The sequence below is a fragment of the Actinomycetospora cinnamomea genome (assembly GCF_003096675.1).
In the GTDB taxonomy this organism is placed as follows: Bacteria; Actinomycetota; Actinomycetes; order Mycobacteriales; family Pseudonocardiaceae; genus Actinomycetospora; species Actinomycetospora cinnamomea.
Genome location: NZ_QEKW01000018.1, coordinates 35,774 through 61,963 on the forward strand (window position 1 = coordinate 35,774; position 26,190 = coordinate 61,963).

Here is a 26,190-nt window from a genome sequence, read left to right on the forward strand (position 1 = left end):
CCTACCCTTCCGTCGCCACGCCGTCCGCGCACGCCCGCACGGCGTCGATCGTGGTCATCACCGCGAGCCCGTCGGCGGCCCGGCCCAGCGTGGGTTCGGGGTCGCCCCGCACGATCCGGGCGAACGCCTCCACCTGGGCGGTCAGCGAGGCGACCAGCGGGTGCGGCCCGGACGACGGGGCGAGGCGGCCGCCCACCGCGGCGACCAGCCCGCCCCGGCGGCGGCGCGCGAGACGGCGGCCGTCCGGTCCGCGGACCTCGACGCGCTCGCGGTAGGGCCGGTCGGTGGCGCAGCGGATGTGCGCGCGGGCGGCCCCGAGGGCGAGCTCGAACTCGGCCCGCTCCGGCGTGACCGTGGCCGCGACGACGTCGGTGACCTCGGCCCGGGTGATCCAACGGGCCAGGTCGACCAGGTGCGGGCCGAGGTCGAGCAGCGCGTCGTCGGCGACGGCGTGCGCTCCCCACCCGGCCCGGCGGTAGCCGATCTCGAGGGACAACCGCACCGGTTCCCCGGGGGGTGTCGCCGACCGCAGCTCCTCGGTGCCGGTCTCGAAGCGCCGGTTGAACGCGATGCGGGGCGCGGGTGCGAGCGCGGCCAGCTCCGCCGCCCCGGCGCGGTCGGGGGCCGGCGGCTTCTCGACCAGCGCGGGCAGGCCGGCGGCCGCCGCGACGCGGGCGTCGGCCAGGTGGGCCGCCGCCGGGGTCGCGAGCACGAGCCCGTCCGGCCCGGCCCCGGCGGCGTCGAGCGCGGCGAGCAGCTCGGCGGCGCCCGCCGCGGTGGGCACGGTGGGCTCGCCGCCGGCGAGCGCGGCCACCGCACGGCGGCGGGCCGGGTCCGGGTCGGCCAGGCCGACGAGGGTGGCCCCGGCGGCCGCCTCCAGGGCGGGGACGTAGCCGACCTCGGCGAGGCGGCCGGCCCCGATCAGCGCGAGGCGCACCGGCGCGGTCACCGCGCCCCCTCTGCTGCCCGCTCCCGCTGCGATCGGCGCCGGTCCCGGAGGTGGACCACCACCCCGGCCGGCACCGACGCGACCGCGGTGAGGTGGTGCACCGCGTGCAGCCCGACGCCGACGACGGCCTCCCGGGCCCCGCGGCGGCGGGCGAGGAGGGCGTAGAAGTCGCGGTTGAGGCCGACCAGGACTCCGACCGCGCCCGCCGCGACCCGCGGGCGCCGCGCCGCCAGGGCGGACACGGCGAGCGTGCAGGCCAGCGCGCTGAGCCGGTGCCGCCAGCCGAGGTTCAGTGCCGTCGAGGCGCGCCCGGCCCGCAGCTGCCCGGACCTCAGCAACAGGGCCACCCACGGCACCCCGCGGCGGGCGAAGTCGGTGGCGACCATCGTCCGCAGGGTCCACGCCTTGAGGTGCGTGCCCTGGATCGCGGGGTCGAGCTCGATCCGGGCGCCGGCCGCCACCAACCGGGCACCGAGGTCGACGTCCTCGACCGAGGGGTGCGGGAACCGGTCGCCGTCGAAGCCGCCGACGGCCAGGAAGGCGTCCCGCCGCACCGCGCCCAGGCCCGACCAGAACGTCTCCGCCGGGCCCCCGGCCTGGTGGTGGACGTGGTGGTGCAGCAGGTTGCGGAAGGCGGCGACGGTGCCGCCGGCCGACGGGCTGTCGTCGTAGGACCCGAACACGGCGGTCAGCTCGGGTCGCGCGCGGAAGCGCTCCCCGATGCGCCGGAGGGCGTCGGCGTGGATCTCCACGTCGGCGTCGACGAACACCACGACATCGCCGGCCGCGCGCCGGGCCCCGAGGTTGCGGGCCGCGCAGACCGGCAGCCTGTGGGCGTGCTCCCCGTCGTCCCGGCCGTCCACCACGACGACCTCGTCGGCGCCGGCACGCTCGATCGCCGCGACCGCGCGGGGCAGCGTCGCCGGCCGGTCGGTCGCCGGCACGACCACGGACAGGGTGGGCATCGGCACGGACCCTAGTGCCACGCCCGTGGCGCCCCGGAACGGGTAGGTGAGGCACACCTTGGTCGCCGGCGGCACGCCCCCGGGATCAGGGGGCCGGGCAGCCGACCGCGAGCACGGTCCAGCGCTCGGTCGTCGCCAGGACCCGCGCGTCGAGACCACCGGCGGCCGGATCCCCGGTGCGCAGGATCACGACGCCCGGCCGACCGCCCGACGAGTAGCCCACGGAGGCCAGCGGGACGTCGAGGGTCCACGACAGTCCCGGCCGGGCCTGCAGGTCGATCGGTCTCGTGGCGTCGATGGCCAGGGTCCCGCATCGGAGCAGGGCGTCGCGGCCGCCGGCGAGTGCGACGGCACGGTCCAGGTCCTCCTCGAGGCGCGCGCGTTCCCCGGCCTCGGCGACCTGCCGCGGCAACCAGCCGACCCGCGGCAGCGCGAACGGCACCATCGCGGCGATCAGGAGCACCGCCACCGCCAGCCGGAGGCCCCGGTGGCCGATCGCGGCCAGCGAGCAGGCGATCCCGGTGCCCGCCAGGACGCACAGCACCGCGCCGGGTGGGGCGAGGAAACGGCTCAGCGCGGCGTAGCCGAGCAGGCTCGCCATCGCGGCCACCATCGCGATCCAGACCAGCGCCGCGACCGCCAGCACCACGGGCGTCCACGCCCGGCGGCGGACCGACCAGGACACCCCCACCGCCGCCGCCACCCAGACCGGCACCAGCACCACGCCGCCCAGCTGGGTGCTGGTGGCCACCAGCCGTTCCGCCGCATCACCCTCGAGGACCTGCGCCCGGGTCGCCCCGCTCCAGGGGTCGCCGGAGATCAACCAGTCCCCGCCGAGCCACAGCACGGGCGCCGTGGCGACGACGGCCACCAGCAGCGGGAGGAGCACCGGCCAACGGTCGCGGTGCGCGACCAGCAGCCACACCGAGTAGAGCACCAGGAAGGGCCAGGCCTCCGGCCGCAGCAGGCACGCCGCCGCGCCGAGCGCCACGGCGACGCCGGGCCGGCGGTCGAGATGGCAGAGCACCGCCCCCAGGCACAGCGCGACCAGCAGCGGCTCGACGTTGCCCTGCAGGACGAGCCGGATCCAGCGGGACTCGGCGTCCGGGCCGAGCAGCAGCGCCAGCACGGCGACCAGGCCCGCGACGGGCCCGACGAACCGCGCGGACCCGTCCGGCCCGAGCCCGGCGGCCGTCCGGGCGGCGAGCCGGTAGGTCAGGCCCATCGCGACGAGACCACCCGCGCGGGCCAGTACCAGCCACAGCTCCGGTGCGGCATCACCCGCGTAGGACAGCGGGGTGGTGACCAGGACCGGCAGCGGCTTCCAGGTCGGTCCCCCCGCCGTGCTCACCGTCCCGCGCGTGGCCTCGCGCCCCCACACGAGCCAGGCCCACGGGTCGTATCCGAGCGCCGCCGGCACCCCGAGGGAGGCGGCGGCGAGCGCCACGCTCCCGGCGAGCAGCAGCAGCGTGGCCACCCGGGGCCGGCGGAACGCCACCCGGTGGGCGACCGGGGCGGGGGTCGCGCCGGTCCGCGAGAGGGACGTCACAGGTCGTCCGGGGTCACAGGTCGTCCGAGTCGGGCGTCTAGGACGGCCCGAGCACGGTCACCGGGCCCCGCACCGCCACGCGCACACGGTCTCCCGTCCGCCAGGCCGCCGAGCCGGGGTTGCGGCTCCGCAGGCGCAGGCCGCCCGCCAGCTCGAGACGCACGAGCTGGTCGTGGCCGAAGTAGGAGCGACCGAGGACGACCGCCTCCGCCGCGTTCCCCGGCGGGGCACCGGCCTCGTCCGGGCCGATGACCAGACCCTCGGGGCGCAGCACGATCTCGACCGGGCCGCGCAGCGCCGTGTCGGCCGGGAACCGGCCCAGCGGGCACTCGGCGACCCCGTCGGCGGCCGTCCCGGACACGACGTCGGCATCGCCGAGGAACTCCGCCACCCACCGGGTCGCGGGGTCGCCGTACACCGTCTGCGGGGGACCGACCTGCTCGATCCGCCCGTCGCGCATCACGGCCACCACGTCGGCGAGCGACAGCGCCTCCTGCTGGTTGTGCGTCACGAGCAGGGCGCTCGCGCCCGCGGCGCGCAGGACGCCCGCGACCTCCTCGCGCAGCTCCGCGCGGAGGCCCTCGTCCAGCGCGGCGAACGGCTCGTCGAGCAGCACCACGTGGGGCTCCGTGGCCAGCGCGCGGGCGAGGGCGATCCGCTGGCGCTCGCCCCCGGACAGCTCGTGGGGGAAGGCCCCGGCGCGGTCCGCGAGCCCGACGAGCTCGAGGCACTCCTCGACGCGGCCGGCGCGCGGCCCACCGAACTCGAGGTTCGCCCGCACCGACAGGTGGGGGAAGAGAGCCCCGTCCTGGAACACCATGCCGATGCGACGCTTGTCGGGCTCCACCCAGACGCCCTCGCCGGCGACCGCGAGCCCCCCGATGGCGACGGAGCCGGCGTCGGGCACCTCGAAACCGGCGATCAGGCGCAGGAGCGTGGTCTTGCCCGATCCGCTCGGCCCGACCAGCGCGACCAGCTCGCCCGACCCGACCCGCAGCGACGCCCCGGCCACCGCCGGGTGACCGCCGAACGCCTTCTCGAGGTCCACGGCGTCGATCGTGGAGGCCCTCATGGTTTGGCTACCCTAGCCTATGCTGACGGCAGGTCGCGGCGTCCCGCTCGGGACCGCCGCCCGACGAGCGCCGTCCCCCGGGAGATCCACCGATGCGAGACACCCTCCTCCGCCCCCGGGTGCTGGTGCCTGCGGTCGCCCTCGCGGCCGTGGCCGTGGTCGTGGTGGTCGTGGCCGTGGTCGGCGTCGGCGGGGAGGACCCGGCGCCCGCGACGGCGTCGCCGACACCGGCCGGCGGGGAGACGCCCGAGGTGGTCACCGCGGGGGTCCCGTTCGCCGACCGCCTGGTCGTCTACAACGGACGCTCGCACTACGGCGACGAGCAGGTGTTCCGCGAGTTCGAGGCGCGGACCGGGGTCCGCATCGAGCTGCGCGGAGGCACCGCCGGAGAGCTCGGCGAGCGGCTGGCCCAGGAGGGCGCGGACACCCCGGCGGACCTGCTGATCACCACCGATCTGGCCAACCTGTGGCGGGCCGAGCAGCAGGGCCTGCTCCAGCCGGTGACCAGCGAGACGCTGCGCACCCAGGTGCCCGAGAGGCTGCACGCCGACGACGGCGCCTGGTGGGCGGTCTCCACCCGGCTCCGGGTGCCCCTGGTGGCCACCGAGCGCGTCCGGCCCGAGGCCGTGACCGGCTACGAGAGCCTGGGCGACCCGGCCTTCGCCGGGCGCACCTGCCTGCGCACGTCCAACAGCGAGTACAACCAGTCGCTGGTCGCCGACATGATCGCCAAGCGGGGGCCCCAGGCCACCGAGGCCCTCCTGCGCTCCTGGATGGCCAACGACCCCGACATCCTGGGCTCCGACGGCGAGATGCTCGCGGCGATGGCGGCCGGCGACTGCGACGTCGGCCTCGCCAACCACTACTACCTGGGGCGGGCCCTGAAGGACGACCCGTCCTTCCCCGTCGCCCCCGCCTGGCCGGACCAGGGAGGGGCGGGCGCCCACGCCAACGTCTCCGGGGTGGGCGTGGTGCGCGGCTCGGACGCGGTGCCGACCGCCGTGGCGCTGATGGAGTGGCTCACCTCGCCGCCCGCCCAGGAGCAGATCGTGTCGCGCAGCGAGTTCGCCGCGAACCCGCAGGTGCCCCCGCCGGCCCACATCGCGTCGTGGGCCGACGTGCGGATCGACCCGATCGCGGTCGAGGAGGCCGGGCCGCTGCTGGACGAGGCGGTCGCGATGATGCTGGCCGTCGGATGGCGGTGACGACGCCGCCCCCCATCGCGTCGACGGCGCCACCGCCCCGGCCGCGCCGGCGCACGCCGAGATGGGCGGTGCTGGGCGTGCTCACGGCGCTGGCGGTGGCCGGGCCGCTGGTCGCGCTGCCGCTGAGCTTCCTCGCCGGGGACGACGGTGTGGACCGGATCGCCCTCGCGCTGCTGCCCGGGGCCCTGGGACGCAGCGTGCTGCTCGGGGTCGGGGTCGCGATCGGCACGCTCGTCGTCGGTGGCGGGCTCGCGGTGCTCGTCTCGTTCTGGGACTTCCCCGGCCGGCGGTGGCTCGACTGGGCCCTCGTCCTGCCGCTGGCCATGCCCGGGTACGTCCTGGTGTTCGTGCTGGTCGGGCAGCTCGGGTACGCGAACCCGCTGCAGAGCAGCCTGTTCGGGGCCGGGCTGGACGTGCCGGGCCTGCGCGGGCCGGCCGGGGCGATCGCGGTCCTCACCGCGGTGCTCTACCCCTACGTCTACGTCCTCGGACGCAGCGCGTTCCTCGGCCAGTCGCGGCAGTCGATGGAGGCGGCCCGCAGCCTCGGTCGCAGCCACGGGCAGGCCGTCCGCTCGGTGGCCCTGCCCCTGGCCCGCCCGGCCCTGGCCGCCGGTGCCGCGCTCGCGGTGATGGAGGCCCTGGCCGACTTCGGGGCGGTGAGCCTCCTGGGCTACCAGGCGCTGACCGACGCGATCTACCGGCTCTGGTTCGGGGCGTTCGACCGGGCCGCCGCGTTGCAGCTGGCGACGGTGCTCGTCGGGCTGGCCCTGCTCATGGTGGTCGTCGAGCGCCTGCTGCGCGGCCGGGCCCGCTACCACCAGGCGCTCGCCCGCGGCGACACCGTCACGCCCCGCCGACTGCGCGGCGCCCGCGCCGCCGTGGCGACCGCGGTGCCCTGTCTCCTGCTCGCCGTCGTGTTCGCCGTCCCGGTCGCCCAGCTGCTGGCCTGGTCGGTCGAGACGGTGCTGGCGGACCGGGTCGGCGCGGGCCTCGCCGAGGCCGCGCTCAACACGTTGCTGCTCGGGCTGGCGGCCGCGTTCCTCGCCGTGATCACGTCGACCGTCATCGTGTACGGCCAGCGGGTCGCGCCCTCCCGGCTCGGGACGGCCGCCGCCCGCCTGGCCTCGGTGGGCTACGCCGTCCCGGGCACGGTCATCGCGGTGGCCATCTACGTGCCGCTGGTGTGGGTCGATCGCCGGCTCATCGACCTCGCCCAGGGCACGTTCGGCACCACCCTCGGGCTCGTGTTCACCGGCACCGCTCTCGGGCTGCTGCTGGCCTACCTCGTCCGGTTCCACGCGCAGGCGTTCTTCGCCGTCGATGCGCGGATGGGGCGCGTCCACCCCGATCTCGACGACGCCGCCCGGTCGCTGGGCGCGGACCGGGGGCGGGTGCTCGCCGAAGTGCACCTCCCCCTGCTGCTGCCCGGGCTGCTCACCGCGGCGCTGCTCGTCATGGTGGAGGTCATGAAGGAGCTCCCGGCGACGGCCCTGCTCCGCCCGCTCGGAGGCGACACGCTGGCGATCATGGCGTGGGAGGCGACGAAGGACTCCCGGTTCGACACCGCGGCGCTGCCGTCGCTGCTGATCGTCGCCGTGGGCCTCGTCCCGGTCCTGCTGCTCATCCGGCTCTGGGGTCGCTCCGGCCCGGCCGCGGCCACCGGTCGGGTACCGCCCGGGTAGGCCGGCGCGGCAGGATCGGGGCGTCCCGTCCGGTGCGCGCGTGCTGCTCGGCCGCGCCCTCCTCGTGGTAGTCGGCCTCCACGTTCACCGCCCAGATGTCGTGGCCGGCCCCGAACAGGACGTTCTCCACCGCCAGCGCGGCGGTGAGCATCGAGTGGTCCTGGTTGTTGTAGCGGTGCTGACCGTTGCGCCCGATCGGGTGCACGTTGGTGGCGTGCTCGTCCAGCCAGGCACGCAGGACCGCGACGTTGGCCCGGTACTCGTGGTCGTAGACGGGGTAGGCCTTCGGCATCCGCACCACGTAGCCGGCCTCGACCCCCTCGGGGTCGACGAGCCCCAGCTCGGCCAGCTCGCGGGTTCCGAGGGCCACCAGATCGGCGTCCGGAAGCTCCCAGAGGTCGTCGCCCTCGAACACGAAGTACTCGAGGCCCAGGCAGGTCCGGCCGGGCTTGACCATCGACTCCGACCAGGCGCCGAAGTTCTGGATGCGGCCGACCCGCACCTGCGGGGCGTGCACGTAGATCCAGTTGTCCGGGAAGGCGGACCGCTCGGGCACCACCAGGGCCACGGTCAGGAAGTCCCGGAAACCGAGGGCGTCGGCGGCCGCGCGCACCCGGGGTGGCGGCGGGGGGTCCATCGCGCGCACCAGATCGGGCAGCGGCATCGACGAGAACACCTCGCCGCACCGGTAGGTGGTCACGGCGCCGTCGTCCGTGGAGGCCTCGACGCCGTGGACCCGGCCGTCGCGGTGCCGGATCCTCGTCACGGTCTGCTCCAGCGCGACCTTGCTGCCGGCGGCCTCGACCAGTTCGCGGCACCGCTCCCACATCATCCCCGGTCCATGACGGGGATAGTGGAACTCCTCGATCAGCGAGGTGATCGCGGTGTCACGCCGCCCGGGTCGCAGCCCGCTCCACACCGCGGTCGCCAGCGACACGTCCTTGATCCGCTGGGAGGCCCAGTCCGCCGCGATGTCGGTGGCCGGTACCCCCCACACCTTCTCGTTGTACGTCTTGAAGAAGTGCCGGTAGAGCCGTCGCCCGAACCGCGCCGCCACCCAGCCCTCCAGGTGGGACTGGTCGGCCGGCGGCCGGATCCGGGCCCGCACGTAGGACAGCGTGCAGAGCAGTGCCTCGACCGGCCCCAGCGTGCGGAGCGCCCCGACCGGACGCAGGGGGTAGTCGTAGAAGCGGTCCCGGTAGAGGATGCGGCTCTGCCGCGGGCGGAGCAGGAAGTCGCGCTCGCCCAGGATCTCGTGCCACAGCGCCCGGACGCGCGGCACCTTGGTGAAGAAGCGGTGGCCCCCGATGTCGAAGCGCCAGCCGTCGCGCTCGACGGTGCGGCTGATCCCGCCGACGACGTCGTCGGCCTCGAGCACCGTGGCGGGGCGCTCGTGGCGGCCGAGCTCGTAGGCGGCCGTGAGCCCCGCGGGACCGGCACCGATGATCAGGATCCCGGTACCGGGCTGCGTGCCCTCGGGCTCAGATCGCACGGGGTGCCACCGACCGCTCGGGACCCGCCCGGAGCCACTCGATCGTCCGGCGCAGCCCCTCACCCAGGCCGACCGCCGGCTCCCAGCCGAGCTCCCGCCGGGCGAGCGTGATGTCGGGGCGGCGTACCGTCGGGTCGTCCTCCGGGCGCGGGACGAACCGGAGGGTGCCCGGCACGCCGACGAGGTCGAGGATCCCGCGGGCCAGGTCCTCGATGGAGACCTCGTGCGGGTTGCCGATGTTGACCGGACCGGCCAGGGGCGAGTGCAGCAGCCGCACGCAGCCCTCGACGAGGTCGTCGACGTACTGGATGGACCGGGTCTGGCGGCCGTCGCCGGCCACGGTCAACGGCTCGCCCGCCAGCGCCTGGCGGATGAAGGTGGGCACGGCGCGCCCGTCGTCGGGCCGCATCCGCGGGCCGTGCGTGTTGAAGATGCGCACGATCGCGGTGTCCACCGCCTGGGACCGCCGGTAGGCCATGGTCATCGCCTCGGCGAACCGCTTCGCCTCGTCGTAGACCCCGCGCGGGCCGACCGGGTTGACGTGTCCCCAGTAGCTCTCCGGCTGCGGGTGGACCTGGGGGTCCCCGTAGGCCTCCGAGGTGGAGGCGAGCAGGTACCGCGCCTTCTTCTCCTTGGCCAGCCCCAGGGTGTGCAGCGTCCCGATCGACCCCACCTTGAGGGTCTCGATCGGCATCCGCAGGTAGTCGATCGGCGAGGCCGGGGACGCGAAGTGGAGCACGACGTCGACGTCGCCGACGACGTGCACGAAGTCGGTGACGTCGGCGCGGACGAACCGGAACGGCCCGATCTCGGCGAGGTGCTCGACGTTGCGGGGCGAGCCGGTGCTCAGGTCGTCCAGGCACAGCACGCTGTAGCCCTCGCGGATCAGCCGCTCACACAGGTGCGAGCCGAGGAACCCCGCCCCTCCGGTGACGACCGCTCGTGGCCGTGGCACGCCCCCCTCACCCGACCGTGGAGGACGGGCGCGGACCGCGGCACGACCGCGTCCGCGGCGTCCCGGAGCGACGTGACATCAAGGGACCCACTTCCGCGAGGCGCCGGTTTGTCCAGTAAAGGTAGCCTATCCTCGCCTCGAGGTGCCCTCCCGGCTCCGATCACCGGGTGCGGATCGCGGGCCAGTGCCGGCGCCAGGCGTCCGCGTCCATGTTCGCCGGATCCTCCCCCACCGCGCGCGCCGCGTCCTCGGCGGCGCGGACCCCCGCGGCGAGCGCGTCGGCGGCGGCCCGCAGGGCACCTTCGGGGTCACCGTCGTGAGCGCGCACGCCGTCGTACAGCGCCGCTCCGGGCGCCCCGGCCGGGACCGCCGCGCCCAGGAGCTCCTCGGGGACCCCGGCCTTCCGCGCCCGGGACAGGTACTTCGCGACGAGCGCCGCGGCCGGCTGCGACCGCGCGACGCCCTCGAGCGCCGAGGCCCGGCGCTTCTCCACGGCCTTGAGCTCCTCCCAGCGCACCTGCTGCTCCCCGGGGGTCATCGCGGCCCCGTGGATCACCTCGCCGTCGGAGAAGACGTGGGGGTGGCGCCCGACGAGCTTGGCGACGAGCGCCTCGGCCACCTCGTCGATCCCGAACGGGTCCGCGGCGTCCTCGGTCGCGATCCGGGCGTGGAAGAGCACCTGGAGCAGGACGTCGCCGAGCTCCTCGCGCACGGCGACGCGGTCGCCGTCGGCCACCGCGTCGTAGAGCTCGTAGGTCTCCTCGACGAGGTAGCGCAGCAGCGACGCCGACGTCTGCGCGGCGTCCCACGGGCACCCGCCCGGCGAGCGCAGCCGGTCCATCACCCGCACGGCGTCGAGGAGCGCGGCGCCGGGGGTCGTCGGGGCCGGGACCAGCTCGACGACCGTGCCGGCCGCGACCGGGGCGTCGGGCCCCACGGCGCCGAGGTCCCGGGTGAACGCGGCCGCGACGTCGGCGGGGAGGTCGGGGTGCAGGCGCACCTGGTCGGCGGCCGCGACCGCCCGCACCGCCGCGGCGGGCAGCACCGCGCCGAGCCGGGGGTCGACGGGGACGGTCTCGCTCACGGCGCGGTGGTGCGCACCGGCAGGACGACGCCGGCGGCCGCTTCGTCCTCGACCACGTCGAGCTGTGTCGGGTCCCAGGCGCCGTAGCGGGGGCTCACCGTCACGCCGAGCTCGAGCGCCAGCGGCTGGAGCTGGCGCAGCCCGAACCCGAACATCGTGTTCTCGTCGACGGCCGCGGCCGGGACGACGCCGGGCCCGGGCGGCGGGGCGTCGAGACGCCGCTCGCGCACATGGATCACCGTCCACGGGCCCTGGGCCGGGTCCTGGCCGCCGGCCTGCGACCCCGATCCGGCCGGTGCGAGCGCCACCGTGCCCGCCGGCAGCCCGAACAGCACGGACGACGCCGTCTGGCCCACTCCCCCGCCCTGGTCGGTGCCCGGGCGCAGCGACAGCCCCGTGGCGCCGGCACCCGCGCCCTGGGCCCCGAAGAGGGCCGCGGCGCGCGCCGGGTCGGCGGCGACCTGTGCGGCCAGGGCCTCCGCCGACGCGCGGTCGGGTGTCGCGGCGTAGTCGACGGTGACCGACAGCCGGTCGAACACCCGCCGCCCGATCTCGGTCGCGGCGATCTGGTCGGCCACCAGCTCGCGGATGGTCGCCGCGTCGAACCCGCTGCCGCGCGCGGCCGCCTCGGCCCCGCCGGCCCGTGCCAGCGCCGCGTCCACCTGCTGGGGCGCCACGACGACACCGTCGCGGCGCGACTGCTCGGCGATCAGCTCGTGCAGCACCCGCACCGTCACCAGCCGCCGCGACTCCTGCGCGAGCAGCTCGGGCGGGATCGGCGCCCCGGGCGGGACGCCCTGCGCCGCTCCCTGCTGGTCGACCGCGACCCGCAGGTCCGGCACCGCGGTCCGCAGCCCGGCCTGGATCTCGTCGACCGTGATCACCTGGTCGCCGACGATCGCCGCCGCGCCCGTGCGGTCCGGGCCCGACCCGCACCCGGCGAGGACGAGCAGGGCGACGAGGGTCGACGCGAGGAGCAGGGGCAGACGTCGCACGTCGGTCACCTTCTCACCCGGCGGTGCGGGGGCCTCGGGCGCCCGGGTGGGTCGAGGCGGTCCCGCCGCCGCCCTGGCAGCGAGGGCGTCCCTCGCTGCCTCCCACGCAGCCAGGGCGCCCCTCGCAGCGCCGCCTCCCCTCCCTCACCTCGGAGCGAGGGCGTCCCTCGCTGCCTCCCACGCAGCCAAGGCGCCCCTCGCTCCCTAACGCCGACCCGACGCCGCTGATGGTCAGGTGGTGGCCGCCGCGACCGGGCGCTCGCCGAAGAGCTGGGTGAACAGCTGCTCGCACCACGCCAGGAGCTCCAGGTCGCGCAGGGGCGCGGCCCCCATGCGCACGGGGCCCTTCCCGTCGGAGCCGGCCGTGGGCCGGGGCAGCGAGAGCGTCCGGGACGCCGCCTTGTACTGCGCGCGCGGGTGCAGGCGCTTGAGCCGCATCTGGGCCGAGTCGGGCAGGTCGACCGGCGCGAGGCGGATCTGGTTGCCCTGGCCGGCGACCTCGGTGATGCCGTGGCGCCGGCACGCCTGCCGGAACGCGGCGACCGCGAGCAGGTTGGTCACCGGCACCGGGGGTTCGCCGTAGCGGTCGACCAGCTCCTCGCGCACCGCGTCCAGCGCCGGGCCGTCGGACGCCTCCGCGATCTTGCGGTAGACGTCGAGGCGCAGGCGTTCGGTGTCGACGTAGTCGTGCGGCACGTGGGCGTCGATCGGCAGGTCGACGCGCACCTCCGCCAGGGCCTGGTCCTCGTCCGCCCCGCCCGCGCCCGCGTGCGCCTTGAACGCCTCGACGGCCTCGCCGACCAGGCGCACGTAGAGGTCGAAGCCCACGCCCGCGATGTGGCCGGACTGCTCGGCGCCCAGGATGTTGCCCGCGCCCCGGATCTCCAGGTCCTTCATGGCCACCGCGGTGCCCGCGCCCAGCTCGGAGTGCTGCGCGACCGTGGCGAGGCGGTCGTGCGCGGTCTCGGTGAGCGGCTGGTCGGCCGGGTAGAGGAAGTACGCGTAGCCCCGTTCACGTCCCCGGCCGACGCGCCCGCGCAGCTGGTGGAGCTGGGAGAGCCCGAGGGTGTCGGCGCGCTCGACGATCAGGGTGTTGGCGTTGGAGATGTCCAGGCCGTTCTCGACGATCGTCGTGCAGACGAGCACGTCGTGCTCGCGCTGCCAGAACTCGTTGACCGTGCGCTCGAGGCGCTCCTCGGCCATCTGCCCGTGCGCGGTGACGACGCGGGCCTCCGGCACGAGGCGGCGCAGGCGGGCGGCCGCGTCGTCGATCGACTGCACCCGGTTGTGGATGTAGAAGACCTGGCCGTCGCGCAGCAGCTCGCGGCGCACCGCGGCCGCGACCTGCTTCTCGTCGTGGGCGCCGACGTAGGTCAGCGTCGGGTGGCGCTCCTCGGGCGGGGTGAGGATGGTCGACATCTCACGGATGCCCGCGAGGCTCATCTCCAGCGTGCGCGGGATGGGCGTCGCCGACATCGACAGGACGTCGACGTGGGCGCGCAGCCCGGTGATGTGCTCCTTGTGCTCGACGCCGAAGCGCTGCTCCTCGTCGATCACCACCAGGCCGAGGTCCTTCCACGACACCCCGGTCTGCAGCAGCCGGTGGGTGCCGACGGCGACGTCGACGCTCCCGTCGGCGAGCCCCCGCAGGATCCCGTCGACCTCCTTGGCCGGCGTGAACCGCGACAGCCCCTTCACCGTGATCGGGAAGTTGCGCATCCGATCGGTGAACGTCTGCAGGTGCTGCTGGGCGAGCAGCGTCGTCGGCACGAGCACCGCGACCTGCTTGCCGTCCTGCACCGCCTTGAACGCCGCCCGCACCGCGATCTCGGTCTTGCCGTAGCCGACGTCGCCGGAGATCACGCGGTCCATCGGGACCGCCTTCTCCATGTCGGCCTTGACCTCGTCGATCGCCGACGCCTGGTCCGGCGTCTCGGTGTACGGGAACGCGTCCTCCATCTCCCGCTGCCACGGGGTGTCGGCGCCGAACGCGTGCCCGGGCGCCGACTGGCGCGCGGCGTAGAGCTGCACCAGCGAGGCGGCGATGTCGCGGACCGCCTTGCGCGCCTTCGACTTGGTCTTCGACCAGTCCGACCCGCCCAGCTTGTTCAGCGTCGGCAGCTCGCCACCCACGTAGCGGCTGACCTGGTCGAGCTGGTCGGTGGGCACGAACAGCCGGTCTCCGTTGTTGCTGCTCTGGCCCCGCTTGGACGACGCGTACTCCAGCACCAGGTACTCGCGCGTGGTGCGCGCCGGGCCCGTCCCGGTGGTGCGCTGGGTCATCTCGACGAACTTGCCGATGCCGTGCTGGGCGTGGACGACGAAGTCGCCGGGCTGCAGGGTCAGCGGGTCGACCGCGTTGCGCCGCTTGACGGGGGCGCGCTTGGTGGCGCCCTCGGTGCCCGGGCGGGCGCCGGTGAGGTCGGACTCGGTGACGATCACCAGGGAGGTGCCGCCCGCGGTGACGCCGTCGACGAGGCACCCGCGCGTGATGGTCACGACGCCCGCCTCGGGCGCGGCGAGCAGCCCCTCGGCGGCGAGCCGGACGGGGACCTCGTGCTCGCGCAGCTGCTCGGCGGCGCGCTGAGCCGTGCCCGCCGCGGGCACGACGAGCACGCCGGCCCCGCCCGACGCCGCGAGCGCGCGCAGGTCGGCCGCGGCGCGCGGGATGTCGCCGCGGTAGGCCTCGACCGCGGTGAACCCGGGCCGCAGCACACGCGCGCCCCTATCGGCGTGCTCCCCTAGATGGGTGTGGGAGTCGTCCTCGACGTCGGGGTCGGTCGCCAGGGAGGAGAGCGTCCACCACGGCCGGCCGGCCTTGGCCGCGACGGCGCGCACATCGCCGAGGTCGCGGTACGCCGACGCGCCGAGGTCGATCGGCGCGCGGCCGTCGGTGCCGTCGGCGGCCGCGAGCCATGACGCCTCGAGGAACTCCTGGCCGGTGCGCACGAGGTCGGCCGCGCGGGTGAGGACGCGCTCGGGGTGGCAGATCAGGACGTGGCCGCCGGCGGGCAGCAGCTCGGGCAGCAGCTCCAGCTCGGGCGTGCCGTCCGTGTCGTCGGGACCGCCGAGCAGCGCGGGGATCAGCGACTCCATGCCCTCGGACGGGATGCCCTCGGCCACGCGGCCGAGCAGCTCGGCCAGCGCCTTGTCCCTCGGGTGCTCCACCGCGAGCTCCGCGGCCCGCGCCCGCACCGCCTCGGTGAGCAGCAGCTCGCGGCAGGGCGGCGCGACGACCTCGGCCGGGCGGGCATCAGCTCCCTCGCCGGGCAGCGAGCGCTGGTCGGCGACGGAGAAGCAGCGCAGCTCGGCGACCTCGTCGCCCCAGAACTCCACGCGCACCGGCGCCGCCGCGGTCGGCGGGAAGACGTCGACGATGCCGCCGCGCACCGCGAACTCGCCGCGCTTCTCGACCATCTCCACCCGCGCGTACGCGAGGTCGACCAGGCGGGCGGTGAGCGACTCGAGCTCGTACTCGACGCCCTCCGCGAGGCGCACCGGCTCGAGGTCGCCCAGGCCGGGCACCACGGGCTGGATGAGGCTGCGCGTCGCCGCGGTGACCACGCGCAGCGGGACGTCGGGGGTGTCCTCGGCCTCGGGGTGCGCCAGCCGGCGGAACACCGCCACCCGGCGTCCGACGGTGTCCGCCCGCGGGGACAGCCGCTCGTGGGGCAGGGTCTCCCAGCTCGGCAGGTACGCCACGGCGTCGGGGCCGACGAGCTCGCCGATCGCGACGGCCAGCTCCTCCGCCTCGCGCTCGGTGGCCGTGACCACCAGCAGCGGGACCCCGGCGCCCCCGGTCTCCCCGTCCGGGTCCGCGGCCAGCGTCGCGGCGAGGAAGGGCCGCAACCCCGTCGGACCCTCGACCGCGGCGTCGCGACCGGCGGCCGCGACGACCTCGCGCAGGCCGGGGTCGGCCAGCACCGACGGCAGCAGGGCGGCGAGGGGCGCGGCGGACACCGCGGACACGGACAGGGGGGCGGACACGGGCGCGGACACGGCGGACGCAGCGGGCGACAACGCGGGGAGACCCTTCGACGGGCGTCGGACGGCGACCGAGAGCGGCCCCGCCGGGAATGGCTCCAGGATACGTGCAGGGACCGACAGCGGGCCGGGGACCGGTACGGCGACGGACACGTCACGTCGGCCGGGGGAAGAGGCGCCGGCGCCCCGCAGCCGGCGACCTCCCGGGTGCCGTCGTCCGTGCGTGCCCCCCGGAAGCGCACGGGCGACCGACGCCCGGCAAAAAAGTACCGTGCGGTCCGTTCGACGGACAACCGCGGTCCCCGCCGGGCGGCGTGTCCCCCGGACGGGTGGCGCCGCCTCCCCCGTCCGGACCGGGGGCCCACGAAGATCGGACACGACGGACGGCATCATCTCCCCGTGACCTCGCGTCGATCACGCCCGGCCCGTGCCCTGCTCGCCCTGGCCGCGCTGGCGGCGCTGGCCCTCACCGCGTGCAGCGAACGACCCGACCAGGGAAGCGTCGCCGCCCCGTCCGAGGGCGGCGGGGCACGCGCCGCGACCCCCGCCCCCACCACCACGCCGGCCGGCTCGTCGCTGCGGGTGGAGACGGTGGCCGAGGGGTTCTCGAATCCCTGGGACGTGGCCTTCGTCGGCGGCGACCGGATGCTCGTGACCGAGCGCGACGGCTCCCTCTCTCTGGTGCAGGGGCTCGGACCCGGCGCCCGGGTGACGCCCGTGGGCGCCGACCTGGACGACGTGTACGCCCGCGGCGAGGGCGGCCTGATGGGCATCGCCGCGGCCCCGGACGTCGCCACGTCGGGCACGTTCGTCACCTGCCAGACCCACCAGCAGGACGGCCGGCCCGTGGACGTGCGCGTCGTGGCGTGGCGACTCTCCCCCGACGGCACGCAGGCCGAGCGCGTGCGCGACCCGCTGGTGGGCGGGTTGCCGCTGAACCCCTCGGGTCGGCACTCGGGCTGCCGGCCCACCTACGCGCCCGACGGCATGCTGCTGATCGGCACCGGCGACACCGCTCGCGCCACGATCCCGCAGGACCGCGGCTCGCTGGGCGGCAAGGTCCTGCGCGTCGACCCCGCCACCGGCGGTCCGGCGCCCGGCAACCCGTTCGCCGCCTCCGCGAGCGCCGCGGAGCGGCTGGTCCTGAGCTACGGCCACCGCAACGTCCAGGGCGTCACGATCCAGCCCGGCACCGGACGGCCGTGGAGCTCCGAGCACGGCCCCGACGTGGACGACGAGGTCAACGTCGTCGTGCCGGGCGGCAACTACGGGTGGGACCCGGCCCGGGGCGGCGAGTCACCCGGCGGGTACGACGAGGACGTGCCCATGACCGACCTCGACCGCTACCCGGACGCCGTGACCGCCGCGTGGAGCTCCGGCGACGAGACCGAGGCGATCAGCGGGGCGACCTTCCTCGACGGCCCGGCCTGGGGTGACATGGCCGGCCTGCTCGCCGTGTCGGTCCAGAAGAACGAGAAGCTCTTCCTCATGCGGCCCGGCACGGGCCCCGACGACGACCGCATCGTCGGCGTCACCGTGCCGCCCGAGCTCGACGGCGAGTTCGGACGCCTGCGCGGGGCGCGCCTCGGACCGGACGGCGCCCTGTACCTGACCAGCGACAACGGCTCCGACGACGTCATCCTGCGCGTGACCCGGGCGTGAGCGACCGGCACGGCCCGGCCGGGCACCCGCCGGGGGGCCACCGTCCCCCGCCGGGCGGGCCGGGGCCGCTCGGGTGGGGGCCGGGCGGGCCGGGCGGGTGGGGGCCGCCGGCGGCTCCGGGTCCCCCGGGCCGGCCGCGCCACCCACCGGCCGCGTGGCCCCCGCCGGGCCCGCCCGCCCCGCCCGTGCGCCGTCCTCCACCCACGCAGCAGCTCGACGCACCCGGTCGCGGGCCCGCCCGCGCGCCGGCCGAGCCGCGGCGGGCGCCACGCCCCGCCGCCCGGCGCCGCGGGGAGCGCCCGAGCACGGCGGCCCTCGGGGCCGCCGTCGTGCTGGCGGTGCCCGCGGCCGTCGTCACGTTCTCCGACCTGCTGGGCATCGATCACCGCACCCCGTTCGTGCAGTCGATCGCCTTCCGGCCACAGCTCGCCGCCGGCCTGGTGGCGCTGGCCGTGCTCGCGGCCCTCGCCGGTGGGCGGGCGCTGCGCCCGGCGGCGGTGGCGCTCGGCCTCGTCGGTGCGCTCGGGCTGGCGATGGTGCTGCCGCGGGCGGTCGGATCGTCCGAGACCGGGGCCACGGGCGGCCCCGAGCTGACCGTCTTCACCGCCAGCGCCTACCTCAGCCGCGCCGACCCGGAGGCGCTCGCCGAGATCGTCCTTTCGCGCACCCCTGACGTCGTCGTGCTGCCCGAGGCGCGCGGCACCCTGCGCGACCGCCTCCAGCAGGCCCTCGTCGACGAGTCCGGCGGGGAGGGCGGCACGAGCGGCTACCGCGTGTACGCCGCCGACGCGCGCAGCGACGACAGCCCCATGACGGTGTTCGTGCGCCGCGAGCTGGGCCGGCCCACCGTGACACCGGACCGGGAGACCGAGTTCCCCTCGCTCGTCGTCGACCTCCGCGACGTCGACGGCCGCGACGTGCGGGTCGTGGCGACGCACCCGCAGTCCCCGAAGCCCGGCGACACCAACGCCTGGGCCCGCGACATCGCCGCGCTCGCGCGCTGGTGCACCGGCGACCGGCCGACCGTGGTGGCCGGCGACCTCAACGCGACGCTGGACCACGCCGAGTTCCGCACGGCGACCGCGGGCTGCACCGACGCCGCCGAGGACGTCGGCGAGGGGCTCACCGGGACCTGGCCGGCGGCGGTGCCGCGCCTGCTCGGGGTGCAGATCGACCACGTGCTCACCTCGGGTGGTCCCCGCGCCCGCGAGGTCGAGGTGGTCGACGTCGAGGGCAGCGACCACCGCGGCGTGCTGGCGCGGGTGGGGCTCGGCTGAGGTCACCGACGGGGCCGCGGCGACCGCGGGTGCGGGCGGCGGACGCCCGCACCCGCCCCGCCTCGGCTCAGGGGCGGCGTACGCGGGGCGCCGGCACGATCCCGCGGCCGGGACGGACCCCGCCGGGCGCCGTCCGGGGCGCGTCCACGCGACGCTGCGCCGGGAAGCCCGGGGCGTGGTCGTCCTCGAGCCCGCGGTGCCAGGCCTCGTCGAGCGCGGTGCGGGCGCCCTCGCGGACGGTGCGCAGCACCTCGTGCATCGACAGGGCGACCGGGCGCGGGATCAGCGGTGAGTCGGCGAGGCGGGTGAGCGGCTCGAGGCGCGTCACCGCCTCGTGCAGCATCGCCGCCGCGGCCACGGGACCGCCCGGAGGCTGGGCGACGATCCGGTCGCCCAGCAGGGTCTGCCACTGGCGCACGCGCTCGGCGAAGGCCGTCGACAGCCGCTCGAGCAGCCGCGCCTCCACGTAGGACCCGAAGCCTCCCCGCACCGGCCCGAGCCCGTCGGTCGGCGGGTCCTCGCCCCGGCGGAACGCCTCCAGCCAGCTGACCCAGGCAGCATAGCCACCGCGCGGCGGGGCGCTCACCGGTGCTGCCCGCTGCGGGATCGGGTCTGTGTCCTGCTCACGTCGGCCGCCTCCGTCACCAGCCGGTCCCCCCGGTCGTGGTGGTCGTGTCGTCGGGCGCGACGCTGCGCCCGCGTACGGCCCGCTAGTCGTTCACCGGACAGCTACCGTTTCGCTCCGGGACACCTGCCGCGCAGGTTCGCCCGTTCGGAGCAGCGGCCGGGTGCGCGACCGGGCGCTCAGGCGCGGACGACGAGCGTCTTCGCGGCCATGTCACCGAGGCGCTGGTGCCGCTCCGAGGTCGACATGATGATCAGTCCGACGATGCCGGCGAAGAGACCGTCCACGACGAGGAGCAGCCAGCGCACCGTGCACTGCCCGAGCGTGGGCGCCCCGCCGTCCTCCTCGCGCACGATCCGCAGGCTCAGCCACCCCATCGCCGGCGTCTGGCCCTGGTGGGTCGACGGCCAGTACGCGTAGACGAGGAACGAGGAGCCGAACCCGACGAGGAACATCAGCACGTAGCCGATGCCGATGATCGTCAACATGGTGTCCGGGTCGCCCGTCGCGGAGCCGATGCCGATGACGAGGAACATCAGCACGAGCGTCGGGACGGCCGCGAGCAGCCCGTCGAGGAGGTACTGGCCGACGCGCGAGCCGACGACCTCGGTCGGGTCGCCGCCCGGCACGCCGTACCCGGGCCCGTAGCCCGGTCCGTACCCCGGCTGCCCGTAGGGCTGGCCGTATCCCGGCTGCCCGTACGCGGGCTGGCCGTACGCGGGCTGGCCGTACCCGGGCTGGCCGTACACGGGCTGGCCGTACGCCGGCTGGCCGGATCCCGGCTGTCCGTACCCGGGCTGTCCGTACCCGGCCTGGCCGTACGCCGGCTGTCCGTGGCCCTGGCCGTACGCCGGCTGTCCGTGGCCGGGCTGTCCGTACCCGGGCTGGCCGGGACCGGCCTGTCCCGGCCCGGCGTCCGGCGTGGCGGCGGCCGACGGGTCGCCGAAGCCGGACTGCTGCTGATAGCCGCCCGGCGACGCGCCGAAACCGGACTGCTGCTCGTATCCGCCGGGGTTGCTCACGCTCTGTTCTCCCGAGGTCGACGACGAGAGCGTTGCGCTCCCCGATGGCTGCTCACCGTGATGACGGGACGGCTCCGAAACGCGGAGGCCGGTGGTCACCCGCACCCGGCCACGCCTCGGGGGCCGGGTCCCCACCACCCACGAGGCGGCAGCATGCCAGCGAGCGGTCACCGCGGGGAGTACCGACCGGGCAGTCGGGGGCGTTCCGTCACCCACCTGGCCTGACGGACGTGCTCACGCAGCGGTGCCGGGACCGCATCACCCCGTTGCTCGTCACACCTCGCCCGCACGGAGCATGACACCCGAGGGCTCTCGCGCGTTGGGTGGAGGTCAGGTCACGACATCGCAACGTTCCCGGGAGGAGGTCACCGGATGGCCGTCCCGCCCCGACCCGCCGGCGCCGGGTTCCCGGCGACGCTCGCGGCCGTGCCGAGCCCGCGGCCCGCGCTGGCGGACCCCGCCGCGCCCGCCCACGCCGCCGCCGCGGACGCCCCCTCCGAACGTGACGAGCTCGCCGGCGTCGCCTGGATCGTCCGCGAGGTGACGCACGTCCCCGGCGTGCTGCGCTGGCGCGAGGGGCGCCTCAGCTTCGAGTCCACCCGCGGCGTGCTCTTCGACGGCACCCCCGACGAGCTGGTCCTCGAGGTCGGCCGGTCCTCCCGGGTCGGCCTGCGGGTCACCGTCGGCCCCGAACGGCTGTGTGTGCGCGTCGTCCGGCCGGCCGGCGGTGTCGCCCCGTGCCGCGAGCTCGTGCGACGGGCCGTCGACGCCGGGACGGTGACCGAGGGGGACGCCGCCTCCTGGGACCTCTGGCGCCCCAGCCTCGCCGCGGGGTCCACCGCCCCCGCGCGGCCCCGGACGCGGGTACGCCGGGCCTTCGGCGGGTTCGGCGTCGTCGCCCCCTCCTGACGGGGCTCAGCGACCGGCCCGGGGCGTGGAGTGCGCGCGCGGGCTCTGCTCCGGCCGCTCGTCCTCGCCGGCCCGGGCCCGGCGCGCCCGCGGCTCCCGGTCGGCGAGCACGGCCGGCACGTCCTCGTCGTCGCGCCCGTCCTCCGGTGCCGGGCCGGTCTCACCGGGAGCCGGCCCGGCGAGCGCGTCGAGCGGTGTCGCCGGGGAGAGCGGGTCCGCCGGTTCGGTCGGCCGCGGCACCCGCGGCGCTCCGGGCGGCATCACCGGCGCGCGGGGCGGCCCCGCGGCGGGAGCAGCCGCCGGACCCACGGCTCCAGGTGGCACCGGTCCGGGTGGCACGGGTCCGGGTGGGACGACACCGGGCGGGCGAGCAGGACCAGGACCGGGACCAGGGCCGCCGGGCCGGGCGCCGGGCGGGACGGGACCGGGCGGCACGGCACCGGGCGGCACGGCACCGGGCGGCACGGCACCGGGCGGAACCGGTCCGTGCGGGATGGGGCCCCGCGGGGGCCCGGGCGGCACGGCGCCGTGCGGCGGGCGGGGCCCCGGCCCGTGCGGGGCACCCGGCGGGCCGGGGACGGGCCGGCGCGGCGGGCCGGGACGGACCGGCCACGGCACCGCGGCCCCGATCGCGTCGACCAGCGGGCGGACGGCGGCGTGGATGCGGCGCGCCGCCTCGGCGTGGTCCTCGACCGTGCCCTGCACCGGGTCCGGGATGGCGTCGTCCTCGGGGTCGACCGGAGCGCCCTGGCCCCTCTCGGCCAGTGCCGCGGCGACCAGGGCGTGCGCGCGCTCGCGGGGATCGGCGGGTAGCGCGGCGTGGTCCGCGGGGTCCATGCCCTCGAGCAGCCGGGCGAACTCGGGCAGGGTGAAGGTGCTGCGCAGCGCGCGGGGCTCGAGCTCGAGCACCGCGGAGCGGTGCGACCGGCTCACGGTGAGCACGAGGTCGGCCATCTCGACGTCGCGGGCGGGGAGCTGGCGCGCGCGGAACGCGGCGACGTCGGGGTGCGTGGCGAGCGGTCCGAGCTGGGCCCGCGAGAGCGGGTGCATCTCCGCACCCACGACCGCACCGGTGCCGCCGCTGGCGACGTCGAACCAGGAGGCCCACCGCGGGCCGAGGCGCATCTCGAGCAGCAGGCGGGTGTGGAACCGGGCGAACGGCGAACGGCAGATGTTCCCGGTGCACACGAACAGGAGACGGAAGCGCCGTGGCGTCCCGTCTCCCCGACCGTCCATACCGCCGATCGTCGCAGTCCGTGGCCGTACGCGCGAGCCGTTCCGGTCGCCGGGCGCCGGCGCGCCTCGCCGCTCCCCCGGTCGGGTGGGACCGAGAGGACCCGGCTCAGCGCACCTGGCGGGCGAAGGACTCGAGGTCGAGCACCATCCGTGCGACACGCAGGGCCGCGACCACCGCGTCGACCTCGACCGCGGAGGCCGGACGCTCCTCGGCGTCCAGACGCTCCAGCAACGCCGCCGCGTCGTCGTGGAGCGGGCCGGCGAGCTCGGCGGCCCCCCTCAGCGCCTCGCCCTCGAGCCGCTCGTCGGCCGACCACCCGGCGTCGGGGACCCCGGTGGCGACGAGCTCGAGCGCGCGGACGAGGGCCCGGCTGTCCGGGTCCTGCGCGTCGTCCTCCAGGTCGACGAGTCGCGCGAGGAGGTCGTCCACGGCGCGCACGAGGTCCGCGGCCGGCGCGCCGGCGCCCCGGCCGAACACCGGCGGCGGCACGACGCCCTCCGGGCTGCGCGGGGCGGGGATCGACGGGCGCTCCGGCTCGAGACGCGCACGGGCCTCCCGCAGGCGGGCGGCCAGGGCACCCCCCGAGGTGTCGTCGGGGACGGCGACGGGGCCGGAGGAGGTGCCGGGCACCTCGGGCTCGGCGTCCGGCGCCGGGTCGTCGTTGGTGGTGGGCATCGCGGCCTCGGTCGACAACGGCGCTCCTCGGAGGGGGACGAACCGCCGCCGGGTGCGGCGACGGCGCCCGCGCGGGGACACGGGGTCACCCGGTGGATCGTCGGAGCCAGCCTGACGCGTTGCGGTCGGTCCACGGAACAGCCCGTTCGGGGGATCTCCTTCACCCGGTGGGGTGCTCGCCAGCGCGGAGAGAGACCGTCCGGACCTCCGCTGCTGGTCCGTCCGGCCCTGGGGCGCCGTGTCACCGGTTGCCCGTCCCCCGCCGCCGCAGGCCGGACGGCACGCCGCGCGCCGTACGTGCCATGAGCGCCCGGCGGATCGCCGACGCGGTGCTGCCCCGGAACCGGCTGGCGATGACGACCCCCGCGAAGGCGATCCCGTTGACCGAGCCGAGTGCCAGCATCGCCACCTCGAGCGCGTGCTCGCCGTCGAACACGCCCTCGGCGTCGGGAACGTCGAGCTGGCCGCCGTAGGGCGCCGGACCCGGCACGGGGTCGGCTGCGAGGGCGGGCGGCGCGCCGAGGACCACCACGCCGAGGGTCAGGAGCAGTGCGGCGAGCCCACGACCCACCTGCCCACGACCCACCTGCCCACGACCGCGAGTCCAATTCCGTCCGCCCCTGCCGCCCATGCCGCCGCCCCTCGCGGACCCCCGTGGGCCCTCGAGCGGGCATCGGGGCGGACCGGCGGGCTCGTTACCGGCACGAGGCCCGAGGCAGACGACACGCGGACGATCGTGACCGGGCCGTGATCAAAGGCGACCGTTTTGTCCGGAGCGCCCGTTCCCGCAGGTCAGACGGGCTGAGCCAGGTAGTCGTCGACGGTCTGGCGGTACTCGTCGTCGCCGACCTCGCGTCCCAGCAGGCGTCCGGCGAGCCGCCGCGACAGGCGGGCGACGTCGGGCTGCAGGTCGGAGCTGACCGCCGAACGCTGGGCGGCCAGCTCCTCGCGGCCCTCCGCGACGAGGCGCGCGGCCTCCTCGCGGGCGTTCGCCAGCACCTCGTCGCTGCGACGCTGGCCCTCCTCGCGCGCGGCGTCGCGGATGCGGGTGGCCTCCTCCCGGGCCTCGCCGATGCGGGCGCGGTACTCGGCCTGGACGCGGTGCGCCTCGGCGCGGGCCTGCTCGGCACGCTCGAAACCACCCTCGATGCGGTCGTGCCGCTCGGCGTAGACCTTCTCGAGCCGCGGGATCAGCACGCGGCTCATGACGAGGTAGAGCGCGCCGAACGCGATCATCCCGATCACGATCTCGTGCCAGATCGGGCTGAGCACGAAGTAGCCGCCACTCGCCAGGGTCATCGCCGGCTGCACCGCCCGTCGGTCGTCGTCGCAGGTCGCACGGCGCGCGGACGGGGGTCCCGGCCGGGCGCTCGTGCACAGTCTGTCCGATCTCGTCGCGCGGGGCGACCCCGGGTCGTCCCGCACCCTCACGTCGCCCCTGATCGCCGGGGTCCTAGGGTGCCGCCGTGGGTGACTACAGGCTGGTGGCGGTGGGCACGGACGGCTCCTCGTCGGCCACCGCGGCCGTCACGCGGGCGGGCCAGATCGCGGCGGACGCGGGCGCGAAGCTGCTGATCGTGTGCGCGTACGAGCGCTCGCGGTCGGGCGCGGGGCGCGACCAGGCCGAGGCCGAGCGCGTGCTGGGCGACGAGGCCTACAAGGTGATCGGCGCGAACCCCGCCGAGGAGACCCTGCGCGACGCCCGCGACGTGGCCCGGCGGGCGGGCGCGGACGAGGTCAACACGGTGGCGGTCGAGGGCGACCCGGTGCAGGCCATCTGCGACAAGGTCGAGCTCCACCACGCCGACCTCGTCGTCGTCGGCAACAAGGGCCTGGCGAGCTTCGCCGGACGCCTGCTCGGCTCCGTGCCCGCCGAGGTGTCCCGCCGCTCCCCCACCGACGTCCTCATCGTCCACACGACCTGACTCAGCGCGTGGGCGCCGCCTCCTCGAGCGGGGCGTCGCCGGGCACCTGCTCGGCGAGGGCGGCCGTACGGGGCGACGGCGTGGACGCGGCCGGTGCGGTGGCCCACGTGCCCGGCACCGCGCAGGACGGTGCATCGCGGTGGCGCCCGAGCAGCGCGCCGAGCGGCGCGTCGGCGACGACGTCGGCGAGCGCCTGCTCGAAGCACCGCCGCGTGGCACGGTCCCGCGGCCGCGCCAAGGCCTCGGCCAGGCGGCGGGTGAGGCGCTCGGACTCGGCCAGGAACCCGGTCAGCGACAGTCGCCCCAGCCCGAGCTCGCGGCGGCAGCGCCCGGCGACCGTGTCGCCGTCGCCGCTGATGCAGACCTCGCAGTCGACGTCGCCGTCCTCGAGCACGGCGCCGGGCGGGCCGCCCGTGCTCGGGGCCGGGTTGCCCACGGCCGCGCGGAACACCGCGTTGGTGACACGGTCCGACGGGTCGCGGACGAGGGCCGCCAGCAGGTTCCACCCGCCGCGGCTCTCGAGGACGTCACGCAGGCCCCGCACGTCGACGGTGAGGCGCCGGACGCGGACGGCGTCCGCACGGGCGAGCAGCTGCTCGACGCTGTCGGGACGCTCCTCCCCGTCGAAGCCGACGTGGAGCCGGGGCACGGCGGGGCTGCCGGGGACCTGCGGGTCGATGCCGCAGACCGCGATCTCGGGTGCGGGCGGGCGGGCGGGCTCGCGGCGCGGGGTGTCGAGGTACTCCATCCCGGCCATGACCTCGGGTCCCGGCACCCCGGGGCGGGGGCGCCCCGGGGCCGTCGCGGTGCGGGTGGCCGTGCCGGTGGTGGCGGCGCGGCGGCGGGCGAACGGGTTGCGCACGAACTCTCCGCTCCCTCTCGTCGGGAGACTCCCACCTTGCCAGAGCGACGTGATCGTCGCCACA

Annotated in this window: 22 protein-coding genes; 6 read left to right on the forward strand and 16 right to left on the reverse strand. The window is 76.6% G+C overall.

Annotated elements, in window-relative coordinates:
* Position 1: 1 nt before the first annotated feature.
* The 4 genes from C8D89_RS23980 to C8D89_RS23995 all read right to left on the reverse strand — a co-directional run bounded on the left by C8D89_RS23980 (position 2) and on the right by C8D89_RS23995 (position 4,535).
* Positions 2 to 949, reverse strand: a complete 948-nt coding sequence (locus tag C8D89_RS23980; RefSeq protein ID WP_165825908.1) for a Gfo/Idh/MocA family oxidoreductase — start codon at positions 947 to 949, stop codon at positions 2 to 4.
* Positions 946 to 1,914, reverse strand: coding sequence for a glycosyltransferase family 2 protein (locus C8D89_RS23985; RefSeq protein ID WP_133252046.1), 969 nt, complete (start codon positions 1,912 to 1,914; stop codon positions 946 to 948). Before C8D89_RS23985 ends, C8D89_RS23980 begins: the two co-directional genes overlap by 4 nt.
* Positions 1,915 to 1,999: 85 nt before the next feature.
* Positions 2,000 to 3,463 carry a hypothetical protein gene (locus C8D89_RS23990; RefSeq protein ID WP_116710662.1) on the reverse strand — a complete coding sequence of 488 codons (1,464 nt, stop codon included), beginning with the start codon at positions 3,461 to 3,463 and terminating at the stop codon, positions 2,000 to 2,002.
* A 37-nt stretch (positions 3,464 to 3,500) separates the two neighbouring features.
* Positions 3,501 to 4,535 carry an ABC transporter ATP-binding protein gene (locus C8D89_RS23995; RefSeq protein WP_116710663.1) on the reverse strand — a complete coding sequence of 345 codons (1,035 nt, stop codon included), beginning with the start codon at positions 4,533 to 4,535 and terminating at the stop codon, positions 3,501 to 3,503.
* 92 nt (positions 4,536 to 4,627) lie between these two features.
* Here C8D89_RS23995 and C8D89_RS24000 point away from each other — a divergent pair, with 92 nt between their 5' ends.
* Both C8D89_RS24000 and C8D89_RS24005 read left to right on the forward strand, forming a co-directional pair.
* Positions 4,628 to 5,740 carry an extracellular solute-binding protein gene (locus tag C8D89_RS24000; protein ID WP_116710664.1) on the forward strand — a complete coding sequence of 371 codons (1,113 nt, stop codon included), beginning with the start codon at positions 4,628 to 4,630 and terminating at the stop codon, positions 5,738 to 5,740.
* A 77-nt stretch (positions 5,741 to 5,817) separates the two neighbouring features.
* Positions 5,818 to 7,422 carry an ABC transporter permease gene (locus tag C8D89_RS24005; RefSeq protein WP_165825909.1) on the forward strand — a complete coding sequence of 535 codons (1,605 nt, stop codon included), beginning with the start codon at positions 5,818 to 5,820 and terminating at the stop codon, positions 7,420 to 7,422.
* Here the strand turns inward: C8D89_RS24005 and C8D89_RS24010 are convergent.
* From C8D89_RS24010 to mfd, 5 genes are all read right to left on the reverse strand, one after another.
* Positions 7,361 to 8,914 carry an NAD(P)/FAD-dependent oxidoreductase gene (locus tag C8D89_RS24010; RefSeq protein WP_116710666.1) on the reverse strand — a complete coding sequence of 518 codons (1,554 nt, stop codon included), beginning with the start codon at positions 8,912 to 8,914 and terminating at the stop codon, positions 7,361 to 7,363. The genes C8D89_RS24005 and C8D89_RS24010 overlap by 62 nt on opposite strands.
* Complete coding sequence (locus C8D89_RS24015; RefSeq protein WP_116710667.1) at positions 8,904 to 9,869, reverse strand: UDP-glucuronic acid decarboxylase family protein; 966 nt, start codon at positions 9,867 to 9,869, stop codon at positions 8,904 to 8,906. Before C8D89_RS24015 ends, C8D89_RS24010 begins: the two co-directional genes overlap by 11 nt.
* Before the next feature lie 160 nt (positions 9,870 to 10,029).
* Positions 10,030 to 10,953, reverse strand: coding sequence for a nucleoside triphosphate pyrophosphohydrolase (locus C8D89_RS24020; RefSeq protein WP_165825910.1), 924 nt, complete (start codon positions 10,951 to 10,953; stop codon positions 10,030 to 10,032).
* Entirely contained in the window at positions 10,950 to 11,948 is a 999-nt protein-coding gene (locus C8D89_RS24025) for a hypothetical protein (RefSeq protein WP_133252047.1), read from the reverse strand. Before C8D89_RS24025 ends, C8D89_RS24020 begins: the two co-directional genes overlap by 4 nt.
* 231 nt (positions 11,949 to 12,179) lie before the next feature.
* Entirely contained in the window at positions 12,180 to 15,908 is a 3,729-nt protein-coding gene (gene mfd, locus C8D89_RS24030) for a transcription-repair coupling factor (protein WP_116710704.1), read from the reverse strand.
* A gap of 423 nt (positions 15,909 to 16,331) precedes the next feature.
* Here mfd and C8D89_RS24035 point away from each other — a divergent pair, with 423 nt between their 5' ends.
* Together C8D89_RS24035 and C8D89_RS24040 are read left to right on the forward strand one after the other, a co-directional pair.
* The gene (locus tag C8D89_RS24035; protein WP_116710669.1) at positions 16,332 to 17,594 is read left to right on the forward strand and encodes a PQQ-dependent sugar dehydrogenase; all 1,263 of its coding nucleotides are present in this window, start codon (positions 16,332 to 16,334) and stop codon (positions 17,592 to 17,594) included.
* 185 nt (positions 17,595 to 17,779) lie between these two features.
* Complete coding sequence (locus C8D89_RS24040) at positions 17,780 to 18,871, forward strand: endonuclease/exonuclease/phosphatase family protein (protein WP_116710670.1); 1,092 nt, start codon at positions 17,780 to 17,782, stop codon at positions 18,869 to 18,871.
* 67 nt (positions 18,872 to 18,938) lie between these two features.
* On the opposite strand, the gene C8D89_RS24045 is transcribed toward C8D89_RS24040, so the two are convergent.
* Together C8D89_RS24045 and C8D89_RS24050 are read right to left on the reverse strand one after the other, a co-directional pair.
* Entirely contained in the window at positions 18,939 to 19,457 is a 519-nt protein-coding gene (locus C8D89_RS24045; protein ID WP_116710671.1) for a hypothetical protein, read from the reverse strand.
* Positions 19,458 to 19,675: 218 nt separating this feature from the next.
* Positions 19,676 to 20,518, reverse strand: coding sequence for an RDD family protein (locus tag C8D89_RS24050; protein ID WP_165825911.1), 843 nt, complete (start codon positions 20,516 to 20,518; stop codon positions 19,676 to 19,678).
* Between the two features lie 372 nt (positions 20,519 to 20,890).
* Here C8D89_RS24050 and C8D89_RS24055 point away from each other — a divergent pair, with 372 nt between their 5' ends.
* Positions 20,891 to 21,427: a hypothetical protein gene (locus C8D89_RS24055; protein WP_116710673.1), complete on the forward strand. Its 537-nt coding sequence runs from the start codon at positions 20,891 to 20,893 to the stop codon at positions 21,425 to 21,427.
* 6 nt (positions 21,428 to 21,433) lie between these two features.
* Here the strand turns inward: C8D89_RS24055 and C8D89_RS24060 are convergent, their stop codons facing one another.
* From C8D89_RS24060 to atpF, 4 genes are all read right to left on the reverse strand, one after another.
* The gene (locus C8D89_RS24060; RefSeq protein WP_116710674.1) at positions 21,434 to 22,663 is read right to left on the reverse strand and encodes an arsenate reductase/protein-tyrosine-phosphatase family protein; all 1,230 of its coding nucleotides are present in this window, start codon (positions 22,661 to 22,663) and stop codon (positions 21,434 to 21,436) included.
* A gap of 106 nt (positions 22,664 to 22,769) precedes the next feature.
* Positions 22,770 to 23,357 carry a hypothetical protein gene (locus C8D89_RS24065; protein WP_116710675.1) on the reverse strand — a complete coding sequence of 196 codons (588 nt, stop codon included), beginning with the start codon at positions 23,355 to 23,357 and terminating at the stop codon, positions 22,770 to 22,772.
* Positions 23,358 to 23,580: 223 nt separating this feature from the next.
* Positions 23,581 to 23,910 carry a hypothetical protein gene (locus C8D89_RS24070; protein ID WP_165825905.1) on the reverse strand — a complete coding sequence of 110 codons (330 nt, stop codon included), beginning with the start codon at positions 23,908 to 23,910 and terminating at the stop codon, positions 23,581 to 23,583.
* Positions 23,911 to 24,131: 221 nt separating this feature from the next.
* A complete protein-coding gene (atpF, locus tag C8D89_RS24075; protein ID WP_133252048.1) occupies positions 24,132 to 24,638 on the reverse strand; it encodes a F0F1 ATP synthase subunit B in 507 nt (168 codons plus the stop codon).
* 167 nt (positions 24,639 to 24,805) lie between these two features.
* On the opposite strand from atpF, the gene C8D89_RS24080 reads away from it, so the two are divergent.
* Positions 24,806 to 25,264, forward strand: coding sequence for a universal stress protein (locus C8D89_RS24080; protein WP_116710678.1), 459 nt, complete (start codon positions 24,806 to 24,808; stop codon positions 25,262 to 25,264).
* A 1-nt stretch (position 25,265) separates the two neighbouring features.
* Here C8D89_RS24080 and C8D89_RS24085 read toward each other — a convergent pair whose 3' ends face one another.
* Complete coding sequence (locus tag C8D89_RS24085; protein WP_116710679.1) at positions 25,266 to 26,126, reverse strand: hypothetical protein; 861 nt, start codon at positions 26,124 to 26,126, stop codon at positions 25,266 to 25,268.
* Positions 26,127 to 26,190: the final 64 nt, after the last annotated feature.

Coding starts and splice junctions, on each gene's coding strand:
- C8D89_RS23995 (WP_116710663.1), bottom strand. CDS start 4,535: ATGAGGGCCTCCACGATCGACGCCGTGGACCTCGAGAAGGCGTTCGGC.
- C8D89_RS24055 (WP_116710673.1), top strand. CDS start 20,891: ATGGCCGTCCCGCCCCGACCCGCCGGCGCCGGGTTCCCGGCGACGCTC.
- C8D89_RS23985 (WP_133252046.1), bottom strand. CDS start 1,914: ATGCCCACCCTGTCCGTGGTCGTGCCGGCGACCGACCGGCCGGCGACG.
- C8D89_RS24000 (WP_116710664.1), top strand. CDS start 4,628: ATGCGAGACACCCTCCTCCGCCCCCGGGTGCTGGTGCCTGCGGTCGCC.
- C8D89_RS24060 (WP_116710674.1), bottom strand. CDS start 22,663: ATGGACGGTCGGGGAGACGGGACGCCACGGCGCTTCCGTCTCCTGTTC.
- atpF (WP_133252048.1), bottom strand. CDS start 24,638: ATGACCCTGGCGAGTGGCGGCTACTTCGTGCTCAGCCCGATCTGGCAC.